General features: G+C 38.9%; 13 protein-coding genes, 2 tRNA genes and 2 rRNA genes. 1 reads left to right on the top strand and 16 read right to left on the bottom strand.

The features are described from left to right. Positions 1-5 precede the first annotated feature (5 nt). The 3 genes from filC to filA form a co-directional block, all read right to left on the bottom strand. On the bottom strand, positions 6-1145 hold the full coding sequence (filC, locus tag O1450_RS03000) for a putative pilus system protein FilC (RefSeq protein WP_269229645.1): 1140 nt from the start codon (positions 1143-1145) through the stop codon (positions 6-8). A 44-nt stretch (positions 1146-1189) separates the two neighbouring features. Continuing rightward, positions 1190-2023, bottom strand: coding sequence for a putative pilus system C39 family peptidase FilB (filB, locus tag O1450_RS02995; RefSeq protein ID WP_241306427.1), 834 nt, complete (start codon positions 2021-2023; stop codon positions 1190-1192). Between the two features lie 286 nt (positions 2024-2309). Beyond that, on the bottom strand, positions 2310-3284 hold the full coding sequence (filA, locus tag O1450_RS02990) for a putative pilus system protein FilA (protein WP_269229644.1): 975 nt from the start codon (positions 3282-3284) through the stop codon (positions 2310-2312). A gap of 520 nt (positions 3285-3804) precedes the next feature. Between filA and pabB the strand changes: the two genes are divergently transcribed. After that, on the top strand, positions 3805-5154 hold the full coding sequence (gene pabB / locus O1450_RS02985; protein ID WP_269229643.1) for an aminodeoxychorismate synthase component I: 1350 nt from the start codon (positions 3805-3807) through the stop codon (positions 5152-5154). A gap of 13 nt (positions 5155-5167) precedes the next feature. Here pabB and hisC read toward each other — a convergent pair whose 3' ends face one another. From hisC to O1450_RS02920, 13 genes are all read right to left on the bottom strand, one after another. Then, complete coding sequence (hisC, locus tag O1450_RS02980) at positions 5168-6253, bottom strand: histidinol-phosphate transaminase (protein WP_269229642.1); 1086 nt, start codon at positions 6251-6253, stop codon at positions 5168-5170. 64 nt (positions 6254-6317) lie between these two features. Continuing rightward, entirely contained in the window at positions 6318-7607 is a 1290-nt protein-coding gene (gene hisD, locus O1450_RS02975) for a histidinol dehydrogenase (protein WP_269229641.1), read from the bottom strand. Positions 7608-7738: 131 nt separating this feature from the next. Then, entirely contained in the window at positions 7739-8401 is a 663-nt protein-coding gene (locus O1450_RS02970; protein WP_269229640.1) for a DUF4272 domain-containing protein, read from the bottom strand. Between the two features lie 139 nt (positions 8402-8540). After that, positions 8541-9230 (bottom strand): ATP phosphoribosyltransferase, encoded by a 690-nt coding sequence (hisG, locus tag O1450_RS02965; protein WP_004663840.1) that lies wholly within the window; start codon positions 9228-9230, stop codon positions 8541-8543. After that, the gene (gene murA, locus O1450_RS02960; RefSeq protein WP_269229639.1) at positions 9227-10486 is read right to left on the bottom strand and encodes a UDP-N-acetylglucosamine 1-carboxyvinyltransferase; all 1260 of its coding nucleotides are present in this window, start codon (positions 10484-10486) and stop codon (positions 9227-9229) included. The genes hisG and murA overlap by 4 nt, the downstream gene beginning before the upstream one ends. Positions 10487-10492: 6 nt before the next feature. Beyond that, positions 10493-10744 (bottom strand): BolA family iron metabolism protein IbaG, encoded by a 252-nt coding sequence (gene ibaG, locus O1450_RS02955; protein ID WP_004663844.1) that lies wholly within the window; start codon positions 10742-10744, stop codon positions 10493-10495. A gap of 135 nt (positions 10745-10879) precedes the next feature. Continuing rightward, positions 10880-11221 carry a ribosome hibernation-promoting factor, HPF/YfiA family gene (gene hpf / locus O1450_RS02950; RefSeq protein WP_005158799.1) on the bottom strand — a complete coding sequence of 114 codons (342 nt, stop codon included), beginning with the start codon at positions 11219-11221 and terminating at the stop codon, positions 10880-10882. A gap of 167 nt (positions 11222-11388) precedes the next feature. Continuing rightward, positions 11389-12840: an RNA polymerase factor sigma-54 gene (locus tag O1450_RS02945; protein WP_269229638.1), complete on the bottom strand. Its 1452-nt coding sequence runs from the start codon at positions 12838-12840 to the stop codon at positions 11389-11391. A 292-nt stretch (positions 12841-13132) separates the two neighbouring features. Beyond that, positions 13133-13750: a hypothetical protein gene (locus O1450_RS02940; protein ID WP_269229637.1), complete on the bottom strand. Its 618-nt coding sequence runs from the start codon at positions 13748-13750 to the stop codon at positions 13133-13135. Between the two features lie 146 nt (positions 13751-13896). Next, positions 13897-14011, bottom strand: a 5S ribosomal RNA gene (rrf, locus tag O1450_RS02935). A gap of 174 nt (positions 14012-14185) precedes the next feature. Next, a 23S ribosomal RNA gene (locus O1450_RS02930) occupies positions 14186-17076 on the bottom strand. Between the two features lie 385 nt (positions 17077-17461). Then, positions 17462-17537 (bottom strand) — tRNA-Ala (locus O1450_RS02925). Positions 17538-17573: 36 nt separating this feature from the next. Continuing rightward, positions 17574-17650 (bottom strand) — tRNA-Ile (locus O1450_RS02920). Between the last annotated feature and the right edge of the window lie 27 nt (positions 17651-17677).

Genomic DNA, 17677 nt, shown 5'->3' with positions numbered 1-17677 from the left:
TCTCCTTAGCGTATTTTTTTACCGAAGCCTATGATATCTAACGGGAATGATAGACCTAAAGAAACATCTGGCGCATCTTCAGTTAGACCAATACCGACTGTTCCATTTACGATAGTTTCAGGCGAAACTCTTACACCAAGTGCAAATGACAACATTGCACTACTTTGATCAGCTGATTGATAGCTTTCACCATCTTTAAAATAGAATTTAGAGCCCGTGTTAAAGCTCTGTTGATAAGACATCGTTAATGAGACGTCATAGTTAAATGAGTAAGCGAAGCCGAATGAAAATCCACCACTTAAACCTGGATCAAAACTTTCAAGAATACGGGGACCTTTTGCACCACCTCCTCGAATTTGATTCAAACCACTTTCTTTCAGACCATAGTTTGCTGAAACTGAACTAAATAATACAACTGGGTCAATATACTTACGCGTACTTGCACCTATCCCAGCAGAATAATATCCTTTACCCGTTGATAATTCATCAATACCAATTTCATAAGGACTATCACCTGTTTTAGTTGATAAGTTACCAAACAAGACTAAAGGTAAACGACCTTGTTTTAACGGGAATGGCTCCCAACGAGCACCAAAAGAAACATCACCTAGACCTGCAGCTGCCTTATCCTGTAAAAGATCTTTTTTAGCCATTAATGGAATAGATGCAGAAAGCGTTACATTATCTAAGAAACCATATTGAACAGTGAAGGTATTCGTTAAAGTATGGTTAGCATCTTCTTCAACACGCAAACGAGCTAAAGTACTTGTGCTATCACTGGTTGCTAAATCAATACGACTATCTCGATAATAGGTATAATCAATATCATAATAAGATGAAAAAATACCTTTTTTAATTAAGGAGTATTGACGTTCATTAGATGTAAATACTTCTTGCAGATTTGTTTCTTTAGTTGCATCGCCTTCTTGTTTTTGTAATGCATTCGCCGCCTGATTCGCATTATTCTCTGTAGATGGCGCTGCTTCATTCGTCTTTGTAGCTACCGCTTCTGTACTACTAGAGGCGCTATCAACTTTAACCTGCTCAGCTTGATTAACTAAAGGTTGGTCTTCGGCATAAATTACTGAAGTGATTGTGCTTAAACTTAATGCCAGCACACTCATGTTCATCCATTGATTATTCATTATGACGTCCTACTTATGCATTTAATTTGATGAAATTTTGGTGATTATTTACGCTTATAGTACATCCGCATATAAGTCGTGATTGGCTTATTGTAGTTATCAGATTTTGGATCCGAATCTAATACACGACGCATGGTTGATGCCTTATCAGCAATCCGCTCAAGTTTTTGATTTGGGAATTGAATTTCGGCTAAAGCATACCGATTTATTGTGGCATCATCCACATGCCTCATATCAGCATCCTGTAATGCCAATAGATTCTTACGATATTGTTCAGGAACATCAACAATAAATAATGTATTATTATCCCAAATCTGTTTAAAGCGAGATTCATCAAAACTAATATTGCCAAGTGATGGATCTGCTACATATACTCGTCCATCTTTATATGCTTTATATACAACAAAGTGCTTAAAACCTGCATAAGTAATTGGGACGATTGCTGGTTGTTGAAGAGCAGTGAGATCTGAAAATTCCCCCCGATAACCACCACTGTTTAAGCCTAGAGCTGATACAAACCGTTTCATATCTAAAAGTGAAAAGCTTCTGCGCTCAATAATTCGCTGATATTCACCATATTGTAATAGTCCTGTCATCGTCTGTTGCTCTGTTAGCTTCAGACCACCATAACCATTGAGTAGAGTCGTTAAGGCAGCAGAGCCACAACTATAATCATAAGCTTGACGGACAATCCCACGAAATTGATCAGCAACAGCAGGTTTAATAGTCACTGCTTCTCTGTGGTTTTTCGTAAATGAAGAATTGCGGGAATCCAAAGTTTCTGTGTAATACACAGTCCCCTCTGGCTTTTTTTCTATTTCGAAGGCTTGCGTTGTAAAGTAATACATCAATGCAGAGCCTAGAGCAATCTCTAACATAAGTCTCTTTTCTTAACAGCGGCATTACTTGCCTTATTCATTTTATTTTTAGCGTCCATGACACTACATCCCTGTTTGTTGAAGATACCTTTTTTTATAAAAAAAAACAGCATTTTTTTAGTTTTTTTTGACGAAATGTAGCAAAATTTAATATTCAGTAAACTTATAGAACAAATTCGTGATTATTGTTGCATTTCGATCAAAAATCTAAAAATAAAATTAAGTATTAAAACTTTATCTCAATAAAAAAAGCGCATCATGTGCGCTTTTTTTATTACACTAAAACTTAGTGACCAGAAATTGTGATACGAGTACCAGCAACATCACCTGCACCTACGTTATAGTAAGTTTGCATACCTTGAACTTCGATATCACCGATTGAACCAGCAGCAGCACTACCCAACTTCACGCTTTGAACATATACGTCAGTTTTAGGAGTAGAAGCACCTGAACCTGTGATAACTTGTAGGAAACCATTACCTGTAGTTGCAGAAGCACCAAATACGCTTACTTTAGCATTTACAGTTAAATCAGTACCATTTGCATCAGCAACTTTGATGCTTCCAATACGGATTTCACCAGCTGGACGGCTTGCAGCAGTAGAGGCTGTCGAGTTATCCAAAATACCGAGGTTTGTAATCTCTAAACCACCAGTCATAGTCGTGTTCAACATAATCATTGCGCCTTGTGGAGCCGCACCTAATTGAATGTTGGCACTAGTAACGCCAGTTTTTAAAGTTAAACCTGATAAAATTGCATTGTAGTTGGAAGCAGTATCACCACGACGGATATTAGTTGTACCTGCAGTACCTGAAGCAGAAACACCAATTTCACCAATTGCAATATTTAAACCTGAAACCTTAGCAGCAACGTTTAAGAATGCTGAGTTAGCACCACTAACGCCAGCATCAGTATCAATTGTGATATCAGCTAAATTATGTGAAGCTAATTGAGAAGTTCCTGGAGTAATAACGATACCGTTTGTCGCTGTAGCGCCTGTACCATTTGCTTTAATTACGATTGCACCAGCAGTAGCAGTACCACCAAAACCAGCAGTACCAGCAGTACCAGCAGCAGCTAAACCATCGTTATCGTGAATTAAAACTTTTTCGATTTCAATTTTTGAAATACCGATACCTAAGTTGATACCGTCTTGACCTGTTGCAGCGCTTAGTGCAGCATCATCCATTGACTGCATAGCCATTGCATTCGCGCTAATCGCCATTGAAGAAACTAAAGCTAGTTTAGTAAACATTTTCATTGAGCACTCTCCCAAGAGCATTTATTTTTTGACTTTCACTACTCTAAACTGTCCACGGTCGTTTTTTTCTTAATGACAACTTGAACTTCCAATCCTTGAGTAGTTCGTTTAGCAAGTACTAAATTACAGGTTTGTTATTTTATGTTCAACTAGTGTTAATCGATTTTTATAAATAACCCGACAAACGGCGTGATACTTTTTTCGTGCATCACTTTAACTTATATGCTCTAACATGTGGAAAGCACTATAATTTTTCTAATCGGCATTTTTGGAAAATCATAGTCAAATATCCAATTTTGACCTCTTATTATTCGCCCAAATCACTGCAAAATGTAAACAATTGCGCTTTCTTAAATCAGTGTATGAAAATTTCAACTTGTTTTGCAATTTCAGTAGATAGAATCACGATATATTTCACAAATATTTTTCAAGCTTTTATCTATAGGATAAATATCAGTAGAATTTAGATGATTGTAGTACAATTATATTTTCCAAATGTATATGAATGTATTTTTGTTATATGTCTCATTTTCAGCAAAAACTTGACACGCAACTCACCTCTGCATTTGACCTTCTTATACAACTGAATGAACTAACCGGTTTAGTTTATTTATATGATAATCACACCCCGACAATTGGTTTTTTGCCTCAAGAATTCTTGATATTAGAACAAGCAGAACTAAAAAAATTTTATAAAACTCAATTTAATAAATATAAGAATGAACAAGCAACCTTGCCTATTAGCGATTTTTTAAATTTTCAAGCCAATTCAGAAAATTCAATGAAAACTACTTTTAGCGGGGGATATATTGGCTTTTTTAGTTATGACTATAGTGCAAATCAATTTATAAACATGGTTTCACGAAATCAACCCAGTTTTTTCTTAGGTCTATATTCGACTTTTTTAAAGTTTCAGGATGATGCTTGGTATTTTTATAGTGATGAAAATGAAGCTGAAAGTATTTATGAAAATGTCATAAATCTACTCAATCAATCAATCAATATTCAAAAAACACCTTTCTCATTATTAGAAAAATGCTATCCGCGCTGGTCTAAGCAACAATACCTATATGCATTTAATCAAGTACAGGAATATATCAAAGCTGGTGACTGCTACCAAATTAATTTAACTCAAGAGTTTATTGCAAAAACACAAGGTTCATTATTAGATCGAGCACAGGATTTATGGGCGCTCACCCATGCACCTTACGCTGCCTATCTCAAGATAGATGATTTTGAGCTACTCAGTTGTTCTCCAGAGTTGTTTATCGAATTTCAAACAAATCGAAAAATTAAAACGCGGCCAATTAAAGGTACAATGCCTCGTTTTGATGATGCTGAGCAAGACCAACAATCTAAAGATAAGCTCAGCCGCTCTGAAAAAGATCAGGCTGAAAATGTGATGATTGTTGATTTACTTCGTAATGATTTAAGTGTTTATGCAGAAACAGGATCTGTAGAAACTACAAAACTTTTCGAAATTGAAAGCTTCAACCAAGTTCATCATATGGTCAGTGAAATCACTGCAACCTTAAAAAAAGAAGTAAACCCTATGCAAATGTTATTGTCCGCCCTTCCAGGTGGTTCAATTACAGGGGCACCGAAAATTCGCGCTATGCAAATTATTGATGAATTAGAAGGTACTCCACGTGGCGCATATTGTGGAAGTTTGGGTTATTTTAATTTTGATGGAACAGGTTGCTGGAATATCTTAATCCGTACTATTCAAAAATATCAGGATCAATTATCGATGTGGGCAGGTGGAGGCATCACCATCGCCTCTGATGCAGAAGCTGAATATCAGGAATGCTTTGATAAAATTTCTGCCATGCTTGATTTACTCAATACATGGCAAAAATCTGAGAACTAAATTTTTCTACAAATTATAAAATTTGCGTTTTAAGCGTATTCACTAGACGTTGATTTTGTTCATCTGTACCAATTGTAATACGTAAAAATTGATTAATCCGTGGCTTATTGAAATAACGCACAATCACGCCCTGCTCACGCAATTGTTGAGCCAGTTGAGCAGCATCATATTCTAAATGTGTGGCAAAAATAAAATTGGCTTTCGATGGCAATACATCAAAACCTAAAGCCGTGAGATCACCAACTAATTTTTCTCGACTCTCAATCACTTTGGCACATTGCGCTTCAAAATAAGCTTGATCTTCAAATGAGGCTACCGCCGCGGCAATCGCAAAACGATCAATTGGGTAGGAATTAAAGCTATTTTTTACAGCTTCAAGTGCTGCAATCAAATGAGATTGAGCAATCGCAAATCCAACACGTAAACCAGCTAATGAACGTGATTTAGATGTTGTTTGGCAAACAACTAAATTTTCGTAACGATTGACCAATTGTACCGCTGACTCTGCACCAAAATCGACATAGGCTTCATCAATCACCACGACTCGATCAGGATTTGTTTTAAGTACTTGCTCAATCTGCACTAATCCTAATGCAATACTGGTTGGCGCATTCGGATTGGTAATGATAATACCGCCATTTTCCTGTGCATAATCACAAACATCAATTTCGAACTTATCATTCAAAGGAATCTGCTTGGTTTGTGTTGCAAAAAACTGGCTATAAACAGGATAAAAACTATAGGTAATATCTGGGTAGAGGATTGGCTCTTTCTGAATAAAAAAAGCTTTAAAAATATGCGCTAGAACTTCATCCGAACCATTACCAACAAAGACTTGAGCAACATCAACATGCTGCTGTTTGGCAATTGCTTGCTTTAAAGCCATCGCATCTGGATCTGGATACAAGCGCAAAGCATCAGCTTGGTGAGTTAAAACAGCTTGAACTGCTTCCACAACTTTAGGTGATGGTGGATATGGGTTTTCATTGGTATTAAGTTTTAGTAAGTTCTGAATCTTAGGCTGCTCACCTGGTACATATGGCTCAAGTTCACGAACTTCTGGACTCCAAAAACGCATTTGTTCAGTTGTAAACGTCATTGTTCTACTCTCATATATCTCAAAAAAGGGGCTTCTATCAGCCCCTATCTATTCTTCGAATCGGTTATTGATAACGATAGCGTGCCGAGCGCGCATGGGCATCAAGATCTTCTTCAACTGCCAACACATCTGCTGTTTTAGCCAAAGTTTTAACGCCCTCTTGCGAGCACATAATTAAACTTGAACGTTTTTGGAAATCATAAACGCCGAGCGGTGAAGAAAAACGCGCTGTACCCGAAGTCGGTAAAACATGATTTGGACCTGCACAATAATCACCGATCGCTTCAGGCGTATAACGTCCCATAAAGATCGCACCTGCATGACGAATCTCTTGGCTCATTAATTCAGCCTCATCAAGACATAATTCTAAATGCTCTGGAGCAACCTGATTAATCAGTTTAATCGCTTCCGCACGATCTTTTACCAGTACCAATGCACCACGATTTTGAATCGAAGTTCGAGCAATTTCTGCTTTTGGCAATTCACTTAAATGTTTTTCAATGGCTGTTTCGACAGCATTTAAAAGTGCTTCATCTGGTGTAATAAAAATGGCTTGTGCAACCGTATCATGCTCAGCTTGAGACAACACATCCATAGCCAACCATTCAGCATTATTTTCCCCTTCGGCATATACCAAAATTTCCGAAGGTCCTGCGATCATATCAATACCTACCTGACCAAAGACTGCACGTTTGGCTGCTGCTACAAACCGGTTCCCCGGTCCTGTAATTTTATCGACAGCTGGAATGGTTTGCGTTCCATAAGCTAACGCGGCAACGGCTTGAGCGCCACCAATCGTAAATACACGGCTTACCCCTGCTAAATATGCAGCTGCTAACACTAATGGATTCAATTCACCATTCGGCGCTGGAACCACCATGATAATTTCAGGGACCCCCGCTACATGTGCAGGCAAAGCATTCATAAGTACAGATGATGGATAAGACGCTAATCCACCAGGAACATAAATCCCGACGCGATCAAGTGGTGTGACTTTCTGACCTAAGGTATTCCCCAGATCATCAACATAAGTCCAACCTTCCTGCTTTTGTGCCTGATGGAAAGAACGAATACGTTTTGCAGCCAATTCTAAGGCTTCACGAATTTCTATGCTTAAGCCTTCAAATGCAGTTTTAAGTTGAGTTTGGGTCAGTTCCAAATCCGAGAATTGATGCGCTGGATGTCGATCGAACTGTTGTGTTAATTTAAGTACATGATCATCACCATACTGACGAACATCAGCAATGATTTGGTCTACAGTTTGTACTAATTGAGGATCATTCACAGTTTCAAATGCTAAAAGTTCAGCAAATGCCTGTTTAAAATTTTGATCCTGAGTCGATAAACGTCGCATCAATTTACCCACAAGGCGAATAATAGAAGGCTAAGTTTACTCTTTTTCAACACGCTTGTGGGCAAGATAACATCGGCATTTCCACCTGCTTTAATAGGAAAAATCATTTTTAGGTTTAAATATTTTAAATTTTATGTATTTAAGTCTGGATTATCCCAATCTTCATCATGCTGTATTAGCCAATTCAAAGCACCGTGACGTTCCACAACAACTGAAGCATTTAAATTTTCAGGCGCATCTTGTTGTTTTAAACGAGCATCTACACATGCCCAATCATAACGATAGGTCAAATCTGCCTGATCTAAAATTTCATCCAGATTTCTTAACTCAACTTGCTGCATAAATTCATCAAATGAGCTACAAGCAGAAACTACCTGAACTGCAAAATCACAATCTGCTATTTCATTTGGATAATTGAGTTCTTTCACAATTCCGAGTGCCCAAAGTAAAACCCAGTAAGCCTCATATTTCCAAATCATATTCACGACATCTTGTTGAGAAACCTCTTGATTTAAAATATTTCGTTCTTTAAGGGTTAGCTCATCAAATACTTCAAATTTATTTAGCAAATCAACGATAAAGTCTTTAGCTTCTTGATCAAATTGCTGATTGTTTAAATCACATGCCACTTGGATAATGATCAAACACGCAATTGCTCGTTTGGCAATACTTTCAACTGAACGGGCTATAACTTCATCAACCGATTCAATATGTGGCAACCACTCGATGTAAGGAATAGATTGTGCTTGTAATTTTAAAATAGACTCTTGTTTACGCTGTAAGGGTGTTTTCATTCTTATCTCTAATCACAAAACGATAAACACTTTTAGCACACAGCCAAATCTGAAAGTAAGGCATTCTTTCCCTTAATCAGAAAATTAAGCGATAAAAAAACCGTTCAAAAGAACGGTTTTTTTGAATGATCATGCAAAATCATACTGAACGTGATTTCACAGCTTCTTCAAGTTGAGTCAAAATTGGATTTAACACGGCTTGTTTACGTTTAAAGCTCGCTTTATTGACAATTAAACGAGAAGAAACTTTGCAAATTTCTTCTAATGGCTCTAAACCATTGGCACGTAAAGTATTACCTGTATCAACCACATCGACGATGTAATCACCCAACCCAACTAAAGGTGCAAGCTCCATAGATCCATAAAGTTTGATCACATCAACTTGCTCACCTAAACTTGCATAGTATTGACGAGTAAGATTCACATATTTAGTTGCAATTTTTAAACGCCCTTTCGGACGTTCCATGCCAACCTTACCAGCAGTCATCAATTTACAATTTGCAATTTTTAGATCAAGTAACTCATACACATGTTGGGCGCCATGTTCCATCAGCACATCTTTACCCGCTACACCAAAATCTGCTGCACCGTTCTCCACATACGTCGGTACATCAGAAGCACGAAGAATCAAAATACGTACTTTTTTATGTGTAGTTGGGAAAATTAATTTACGTGATTTATCAGGATCTTCTAATAAATTAATACCCGCATTCTCAAGTAAAGGTAATGTCTCTTTTAAGATACGACCTTTACTGAGTGCTAAGGTTAAACCATGATCAAAATTACCCATTACATCAAAATTTGGATCATCGTTTCTTAAGTCATTCATCCTTTTACTCGCTTAATCTGAGCACCTAAACTTTGTAACTTTTCTTCAACTTGTTCATACCCACGATCGATATGATAGATACGATCGACTAAGGTTTCTCCTTCTGCGACTAATGCAGCGAGAACAAGAGAAAATGATGCACGTAAATCAGTCGCCATTACAGGAGCAGCTTGCAATTTATCTACACCAGTTATGACTGCATCATGCCCTTCCACTTGAATATTTGCGCCCATACGTGACAATTCAGGAACATGCATAAAACGATTTTCAAAAATTGTTTCTGAAATCGTTGCAAAACCACGACCAATCACATTGACCGCCATAAGCTGTGCTTGCATATCAGTTGGAAATTCGGGATGAGGTAAAGTTCTAAAGCTCACAGCTTTAGGACGTTTACCTTGCATATCTAGTTCAATCCAATTATCACCACGGGTCACTTCTGCACCCATTTCTTCAAACTTATCCAATACTGCTTCTAACAATGCTGGGTCCGTATGCGTGGTTTTAACTCGACCACCTGTAATTGCAGCAGCAGCTAAATATGAACCAGTTTCAATTCGATCAGCAACAACCGCATATTCACAGCCATGTAAACTTTCAACGCCTGTTACAACCAATGTATCTGTGTCTAGACCTTCAATCTTTGCACCCATTTTAATGAGCATTTGTGCAAGGTCAGTAATTTCAGGTTCACGAGCAGCATTACGAATCGTGGTCACACCATCAGCCAATACAGCAGCCATCAAGATATTTTCAGTGCCACCAACAGTGACCATGTCAAAAATAACTTCGCCACCTTTTAAGCGACCATCAACAGAAGCATGGACATAACCATTTTCAACTTCAATCTGCGCACCTAAAGCTTCCAATGCTTTTAAATGCTGATCGACAGGACGTGAACCAATCGCACAACCACCAGGTAATGAAACTTTAGCATTCCCATAGCGAGCCAATAGTGGACCAAGTACCAAAATTGATGCACGCATAGTTTTCACAAGTTCATAAGGTGCAAACTGATTATCTAATGTTGACGCATCCGCACGAACCGTATCTCCTTCATAGCTCATTGTAACGCCTAAGCCAGCAATCAGCTTCACTAAGGTGTTCACATCTTTTAAATGAGGTACATTCGTTAAAGTAATCGGAGAATCTGCAAGAATCATTGCAGCAAGTAAAGGCAGAGCTGCATTTTTAGCACCAGAAATACGTACTTCGCCTTCGAGCTTAACACCGCCCGTAATTAAAAATTTATCCATTAATATTTAAGCTCCGAAAAGGCTTGCTTTGCGCCATTCGTCTTTTGTCATTGCGCGAATCGTAACTGCATGCACTTCACCACTTGCGATATAAGAGTTTAATGGTGCATATACGGCTTGTTGACGAGTAATCGTACGTTTGCCATCAAACTGATCATCAACTATTCGAAGGTCGAATTTCCCAGCTTGGCCACTCACTGCTACTTCTGCTTCAGGGAAAGCTTCTTTTAAAATTTGCGTGAGCTGCTCACTATTCATTACTAGACCTCTTATACAACCATGGCGTCAAACCATACATTTTACTATAACTTTTTCAGATAATTCAGTAAGCCGTTTCTTTTTTTATCGATAAAAAAAAGAGGCTATTTGCAAAGCCTCTTTTAATAAAAAAACTTAAGTTAAAATTGCTAGCTCATGTTGATAAGAACACTGTATTTTTCTATGTTTTGCAAGCTGTCTTTTCAGTTTTTCTGTTAATTTATTAATCGAAGTATACATATCATCTGCTGTCGCCTGCGCAAACAGTTCAATCCCCGGTAAGCGAATAATCGCCTCAGCAATATGATTAGAGCTCCCTTTATGAGAACGTCTATCAATTTGATGATCTTTAGCCAATTTGATTTGCATACTATTCACTTGATCTAGATGCTTAGTCATTTGACTAAATTTCATTTTTATATTTTCTTCAATAGCAGGCGTAATAGTTAAATGGTGTCCACGAATCGTTATTTGCATAATTCTATCCCTCACCTTTTTCTAAGGATACAAAGAATCGCCCAAGCAAATTTAATGCATATCAAGATTCAACATTCATTAAATCATTTTAGCGATTCCTTTAGTGATTATTAAAAAGATTCATTATTCCGTAATAATGAATCCCTAGAATAGTCACACCTTGAAATTTAGATCAAGACTTTTCTTTCTGAAGATGATGGAATATGTAACGATTCACGATATTTTGCGACTGTACGTCGAGCTACTTCAATGCCCTCATCTTTCAACATTTCCGCAATTGCATTATCAGACAAAGGCTTACGCGGATTTTCATTCGAAACCAATTTTTTAATCATTGCCCGAATCGCAGTTGAAGATGCTTCCCCACCTGTCGTCGTTCCAACATGGCTTGAAAAAAAGTATTTCAATTCAAATAAACCACGTGGTGTAAGCATATATTTATTAGTTGTTACACGTGAAACAGTAGATTCATGTAATTCAACTTCCTCTGCAACATCACGAAGAACTAAAGGTTTCATTGCCTCAGGACCTTGTTCTAAAAAAGCTCGCTGATGTTCAACAATACAAGTTGAAACTTTGAGTAATGTTTTATGCCGTTCATCTATACTTTTAATAAAATTTTTCGCCTCAAGCATTTGATTACGTAAATAAACATTATCATCACTCTGATCAGCACGACGAATCATATTTGAGTAAAAAGAATTAATCCTTAATTTAGGCATAACATCGGGATTAAGCTGGACTTGCCAATGCTGATCTTTCTTGGAAACCACAACATCAGGAACTTGATATTCAGATTCTTGTTGGCTAAATTCTAATCCTGGATATGGTTTTAATGTTTTTAATAAATCAACAGCACCTTTCAACTGCTCTTTAGACAAACCTGTTTGTTTTAATAGTTTATTTAGATCATTTGCTATTAATAATTCATAATACTTCAGTAAACACTTTGCTTCAGCTAAGTATGATTTTTTTTGATCTATGACTTCTAATTGGATCTTTAAACATTCTGCTAAATTTCGAGAACCCACTCCAATTGGATCTAAACGTTGAATATGTTTTAAAACAACAATAATTTCATCTTCTTCAACCTCATCAGCACTCTCCATTTCCTGTAATAGCCGAGTAACTGCAAGCAAAATATCAGCTAATTCAGCATCTAAAAACCCTTTATCATCTAAAGAATCAACGATGCAATAAGCAATTAATTTATCTACTGTGGAAAAATGTAATAAATTTACTTGCTCTAAAATGTGTTCTTTTAGGCTCAATTGAACTTGACGATTATCCTCTCGTTCCTCATATTCTGGTGACGCTAATGCAGTTGATTGATGTGTATAAATATCATCCCATTCGGTATCAACAGGCAAGTCATTTGGTAAATGGTCTGCATTAAGTTCAGTTGTTAAATCTCCTGACTCACTGATTTCTGAAGTAGATAAACTTTCTGTTGTATTATTATTTTCTTCAATTTTTTCCAGTAACGGATTACTATCTAATTGAATTTGTATTTCTTGCTCCAATTCCAAACTAGAAAGTTGTAGTAAACGAATTGCCTGCTGTAATTGAGGGGTTAACGATAAACTATTCGCAACTTTCAACCCTACAGATAGCTTCATACTAAAATCCCTTTTTAAACAAGCAAAAAACATGCCTGCAAGAAGATTTATAGCATAAAAAAATACAAAAACCTATAGAAAAGGTATCTTTACCTATTTTTCTTTTTCATTCTGATGGTAAGTAGGGTGATAAAGCTCATCAAAAAGTGTCTTAATTGTTAAAATTAACGTAAAAAATAAATATCTTTCCCACCCTCCTTTTAGCTAAGAGGATAAATTTATTATAATTAACATCGATACGCTAATAAATGATAATTTTCTTACATTTTTTCACCGACACATAAGAATAGATTCACCCCCTCAACTTCATGTAGTATTGCTTTCTCCAGTCCAGATAATTAAAATCTCGATTATCTATATTTTTCAACTCTATACTATAGAATGCTCTTAATGCTATCTCAAAAGGAGTCTCATGATGTATGATCTCTGCAACCTGAACCATAGTATAGCGATATAATAATTTATGATAAAACTCATTTGCTATTCTTTCCGCATTTTTTATATCCTCAGAGAATATTAAGCTTACTTCTTGAGCAACCCTTTCTAATAAATAAGGTATATCAGATTCAATTAAAAAATCACTGTACCGATCTTTCAACACCTCCTCAACTATTGAATGAAATATAAATTTTGGTATATATTTTGGATTAGTTGAAATAAGTATTACCTCACCTTTATCCTCCAAATCTTTAAGTACTTGATCTATTTTTTCTATATAATTTTGATTATTAATTGCTGCTGATTCATTTACTAACTGCATTTTTTCATCTATAGGAGGAATGGATCTTCTTTCAAATACAACCTTCTTTTTATGTGGTATTCTGGTTTTTATTCTTTCTCTACGATTAATATAAACACAAATTTGATAAAAAACACATACACAAAATATTGTGAAAATTAAAAACATCATGTCGATACTTTTCCTCATACTTATTTTTAAATGTACCATAATTCTAAATTTACGATGTTTTCTACGCTATCATTTTTTAGTCTATTTTCCCCACCCAATAAAAAACACCCCCTCTGCATTAGCGGAGGGGGTGTTTTAGAATTAAAAGCTGGCGATGACTTACTCTCACATGGCAAACGCCACACTACCATCAGCGCTAAGAGGTTTCACTTCTGAGTTCGGGAAGGGATCAGGTGGTTCACTCTTGCTATTGTCGCCAGCAAACTGTTTATGGATACTTGCTTTGGTCTTATCTATGCCAAGGCTTTTTCCAAATGAGTTATTAACGGATTAGATATTGAGTCTAACTTTGTGTTCAGCATTTTAACTAGTTTTCACACTAAATCAAGTTATGTATTGAATTTATCTTGAATACAACAACTGTTTGGGTGTTGTATAGTCAAGCCTCACGAGCAATTAGTATTGGTCAGCTTCACACGTCACCGTGCTTCCACACCCAACCTATCAACGTCCTAGTCTCGAACGGCTCTTTAGAGGAATAAATTCCTAGGGAAATCTTATCTTGAGGTAGGCTTCCCGCTTAGATGCTTTCAGCGGTTATCCCTTCCGAACATAGCTACCCGGCGATGCGACTGGCGTCACAACCGGTACACCAGAGGTTCGTCCACTCTGGTCCTCTCGTACTAGGAGCAGATCCTCTCAAATTTCCAGCGCCCACGGTAGATAGGGACCGAACTGTCTCACGACGTTCTAAACCCAGCTCGCGTACCTCTTTAAATGGCGAACAGCCATACCCTTGGGACCTGCTTCAGCCCCAGGATGAGATGAGCCGACATCGAGGTGCCAAACACCGCCGTCGATATGAACTCTTGGGCGGTATCAGCCTGTTATCCCCAGAGTACCTTTTATCCGTTGAGCGATGGCCCTTCCATACAGAACCACCGGATCACTAAGACCTACTTTCGTACCTGCTCGACTTGTGGGTCTCGCAGTTAAGCGCGCTTTTGCCTTTATACTCTACGCGTGATTTCCGACCACGCTGAGCGCACCTTCGTACTCCTCCGTTACTCTTTAGGAGGAGACCGCCCCAGTCAAACTACCCACCAGACATGGTCCTCGCCCCGGATTACGGGGCAGAGTTAGAACCTCAACATTACCAGGGTGGTATTTCAAGGACGGCTCCATTGGAACTAGCGTTCCAACTTCAAAGCCTCCCACCTATCCTACACAAGTAAGGTCAAAGTTCAATGTCAAGCTGCAGTAAAGGTTCACGGGGTCTTTCCGTCTAGCCGCGGGTACACTGCATCTTCACAGCGATTTCGATTTCACTGAGCCTCTGCTGGAGACAGCGCCGCCATCATTATGCCATTCGTGCAGGTCGGAACTTACCCGACAAGGAATTTCGCTACCTTAGGACCGTTATAGTTACGGCCGCCGTTTACTGGGGCTTCGATCAAGAGCTTCGCTTACGCTAACCCCATCAATTAACCTTCCAGCACCGGGCAGGCATCACACCCTATACGTCCACTTTCGTGTTTGCAGAGTGCTATGTTTTTAATAAACAGTTGCAGCGGCCTGGTTTCTGTGGCTGCCAATAGCTCAGGGAGCAAGTCCCATCACCGTCAGCAGCGTACCTTCTCCCGAAGTTACGGTACCATTTTGCCTAGTTCCTTCAGCAGAGTTCTCTCAAGCGCTTTGGTCTACTCGACCTGACCACCTGTGTCGGTTTCGGGTACGATTCCTGTGTAACTGAAGCTTAGAGACTTTTCCTGGAAGCATGGTATCAGCCACTTCACTGTACAAGTACAGCTTGCTATCAGTTCTCAGCATAGAGTACCCCGGATTTGCCTAAGATACATGCCTACAACCTTCCACCTGGACAACCAACGCCAGGCTGACTTAACCTTCTCCGTCCTCTCATCGCATTACACAGAAGTATTGGAATATTAACCAATTTCCCATCGACTACGCCTCTCGGCCTCGCCTTAGGGGTCGACTCACCCAGCCCCGATTAACGTTGGACTGGAACCCTTGGTCTTTCAGCGAACGGGTTTTTCACCCGTTTTGTCGTTACTCACGTCAGCATTCGCACTTCTGATACCTCCAGCATACTTCTCAATACACCTTCATCGGCTTACAGAACGCTCCCCTACCACTTGACTATTGTCAAATCCGCAGCTTCGGCACATAGTTTTAGCCCCGTTACATCTTCCGCGCAGGCCGACTCGACTAGTGAGCTATTACGCTTTCTTTAAAGGGTGGCTGCTTCTAAGCCAACCTCCTAGCTGTCTATGCCTTCCCACATCGTTTCCCACTTAACTATGATTTTGGGGCCTTAGCTGGCGGTCTGGATTGTTTTCCTCTTGACTACGGACGTTAGCACCCGCAGTCTGTCTCCCGGATAGTACTCATTGGTATTCGGAGTTTGCATCGGTTTGGTAAGTCGGGATGACCCCCTAGCCGAAACAGTGCTCTACCCCCAATGGTATTCGTCCGAGGCGCTACCTAAATAGCTTTCGGGGAGAACCAGCTATCACCAGGCTTGATTAGCCTTTCACCCCTATCCACAAGTCATCCCCTGGCTTTTCAACGACAGTGGGTTCGGTCCTCCAGTTAGTGTTACCCAACCTTCAACCTGCTCATGGATAGATCGCCTGGTTTCGGGTCTATACCCAGCAACTAAACGCCCTATTAAGACTCGATTTCTCTACGGCTCCCCTATACGGTTAACCTCGCTACTGAATATAAGTCGCTGACCCATTATACAAAAGGTACGCAGTCACCGAACAAGTCGGCTCCCACTGCTTGTATGCATGCGGTTTCAGGATCTATTTCACTCCCCTCACAGGGGTTCTTTTCGCCTTTCCCTCACGGTACTGGTTCACTATCGGTCAGTCAGGAGTATTTAGCCTTGGAGGATGGTCCCCCCATATTCAGACAAGGTTTCACGTGCCTCGCCCTACTCGTCATCATTGTGTGTGCCCTTTCGTGTACGGGAATATCACCCTCTACGTTCGCACTTCCCAGAGCGTTCCACTAGAACACACACAACTTAATGGGCTACTCCCCGTTCGCTCGCCGCTACTAAGGGAATCTCAATTGATTTCTTTTCCTAAGGGTACTGAGATGTTTCACTTCCCCTCGTTCGCTTCATAAGCCTATGTATTCAGCTTATGATACCCGCCTTATAGCGGGTGGGTTCCCCCATTCAGAAATCTCCGGATCAAAGGATATTTGCCGCCTCCCCGGAGCTTATCGCAGGCTATTACGTCTTTCATCGCCTCTGACTGCCAAGGCATCCACCACATGCACTTAATTACTTGACTATACAACCCCAAACAGTCGTTAACACATACAAGTCAGTGTTAGCGTTGCAAACTTAATTGCTACTATTCGTTGTCTGTGAACTTAATCACCATACAGCTTCAATCTAAATTCATATACCAAAACGCTTGATTCAGTGTTTTTGCTAGTTCTCAGATTAAATATTAATTTAACAATTACTTGTTATCTTCCTATTTAATCGAGTTTGAACAATTTATTTCAGACTCAAATTCTAATCTGTTAATGATTAACTACAGCCTCGTCAGCTTGCAGTAAACTGTGATAAATCACAGAGATTAATAAACCAGTCAAATTAGACTGTATTCACTAAACTCTATAATCTTCTTAGCTTTGAATTAATTTTGTTTTAAAAACTCTTTTAATTCATGGTGGAGACTAGGAGAGTCGAACTCCTGACCTCCTGCGTGCAAAGCAGGCGCTCTACCAACTAAGCTAAGTCCCCAGCTTATCACTTAATGAACGATATATCTTTCAGATTTGGTGGGTCTGACAAGACTTGAACTTGTGACCCCACGCTTATCAAGCGTGTGCTCTAACCAACTGAGCTACAGACCCTCAGATACATCTTCGAAGAACAACTTG

The sequence above is a fragment of the Acinetobacter sp. TR11 genome (assembly GCF_027105035.1).
In the GTDB taxonomy this organism is placed as follows: domain Bacteria; phylum Pseudomonadota; class Gammaproteobacteria; order Pseudomonadales; family Moraxellaceae; genus Acinetobacter.
The sequence above is the reverse complement of the archived record's forward strand: the minus strand, read 5'-3'. Positions and strand labels throughout refer to the sequence as shown.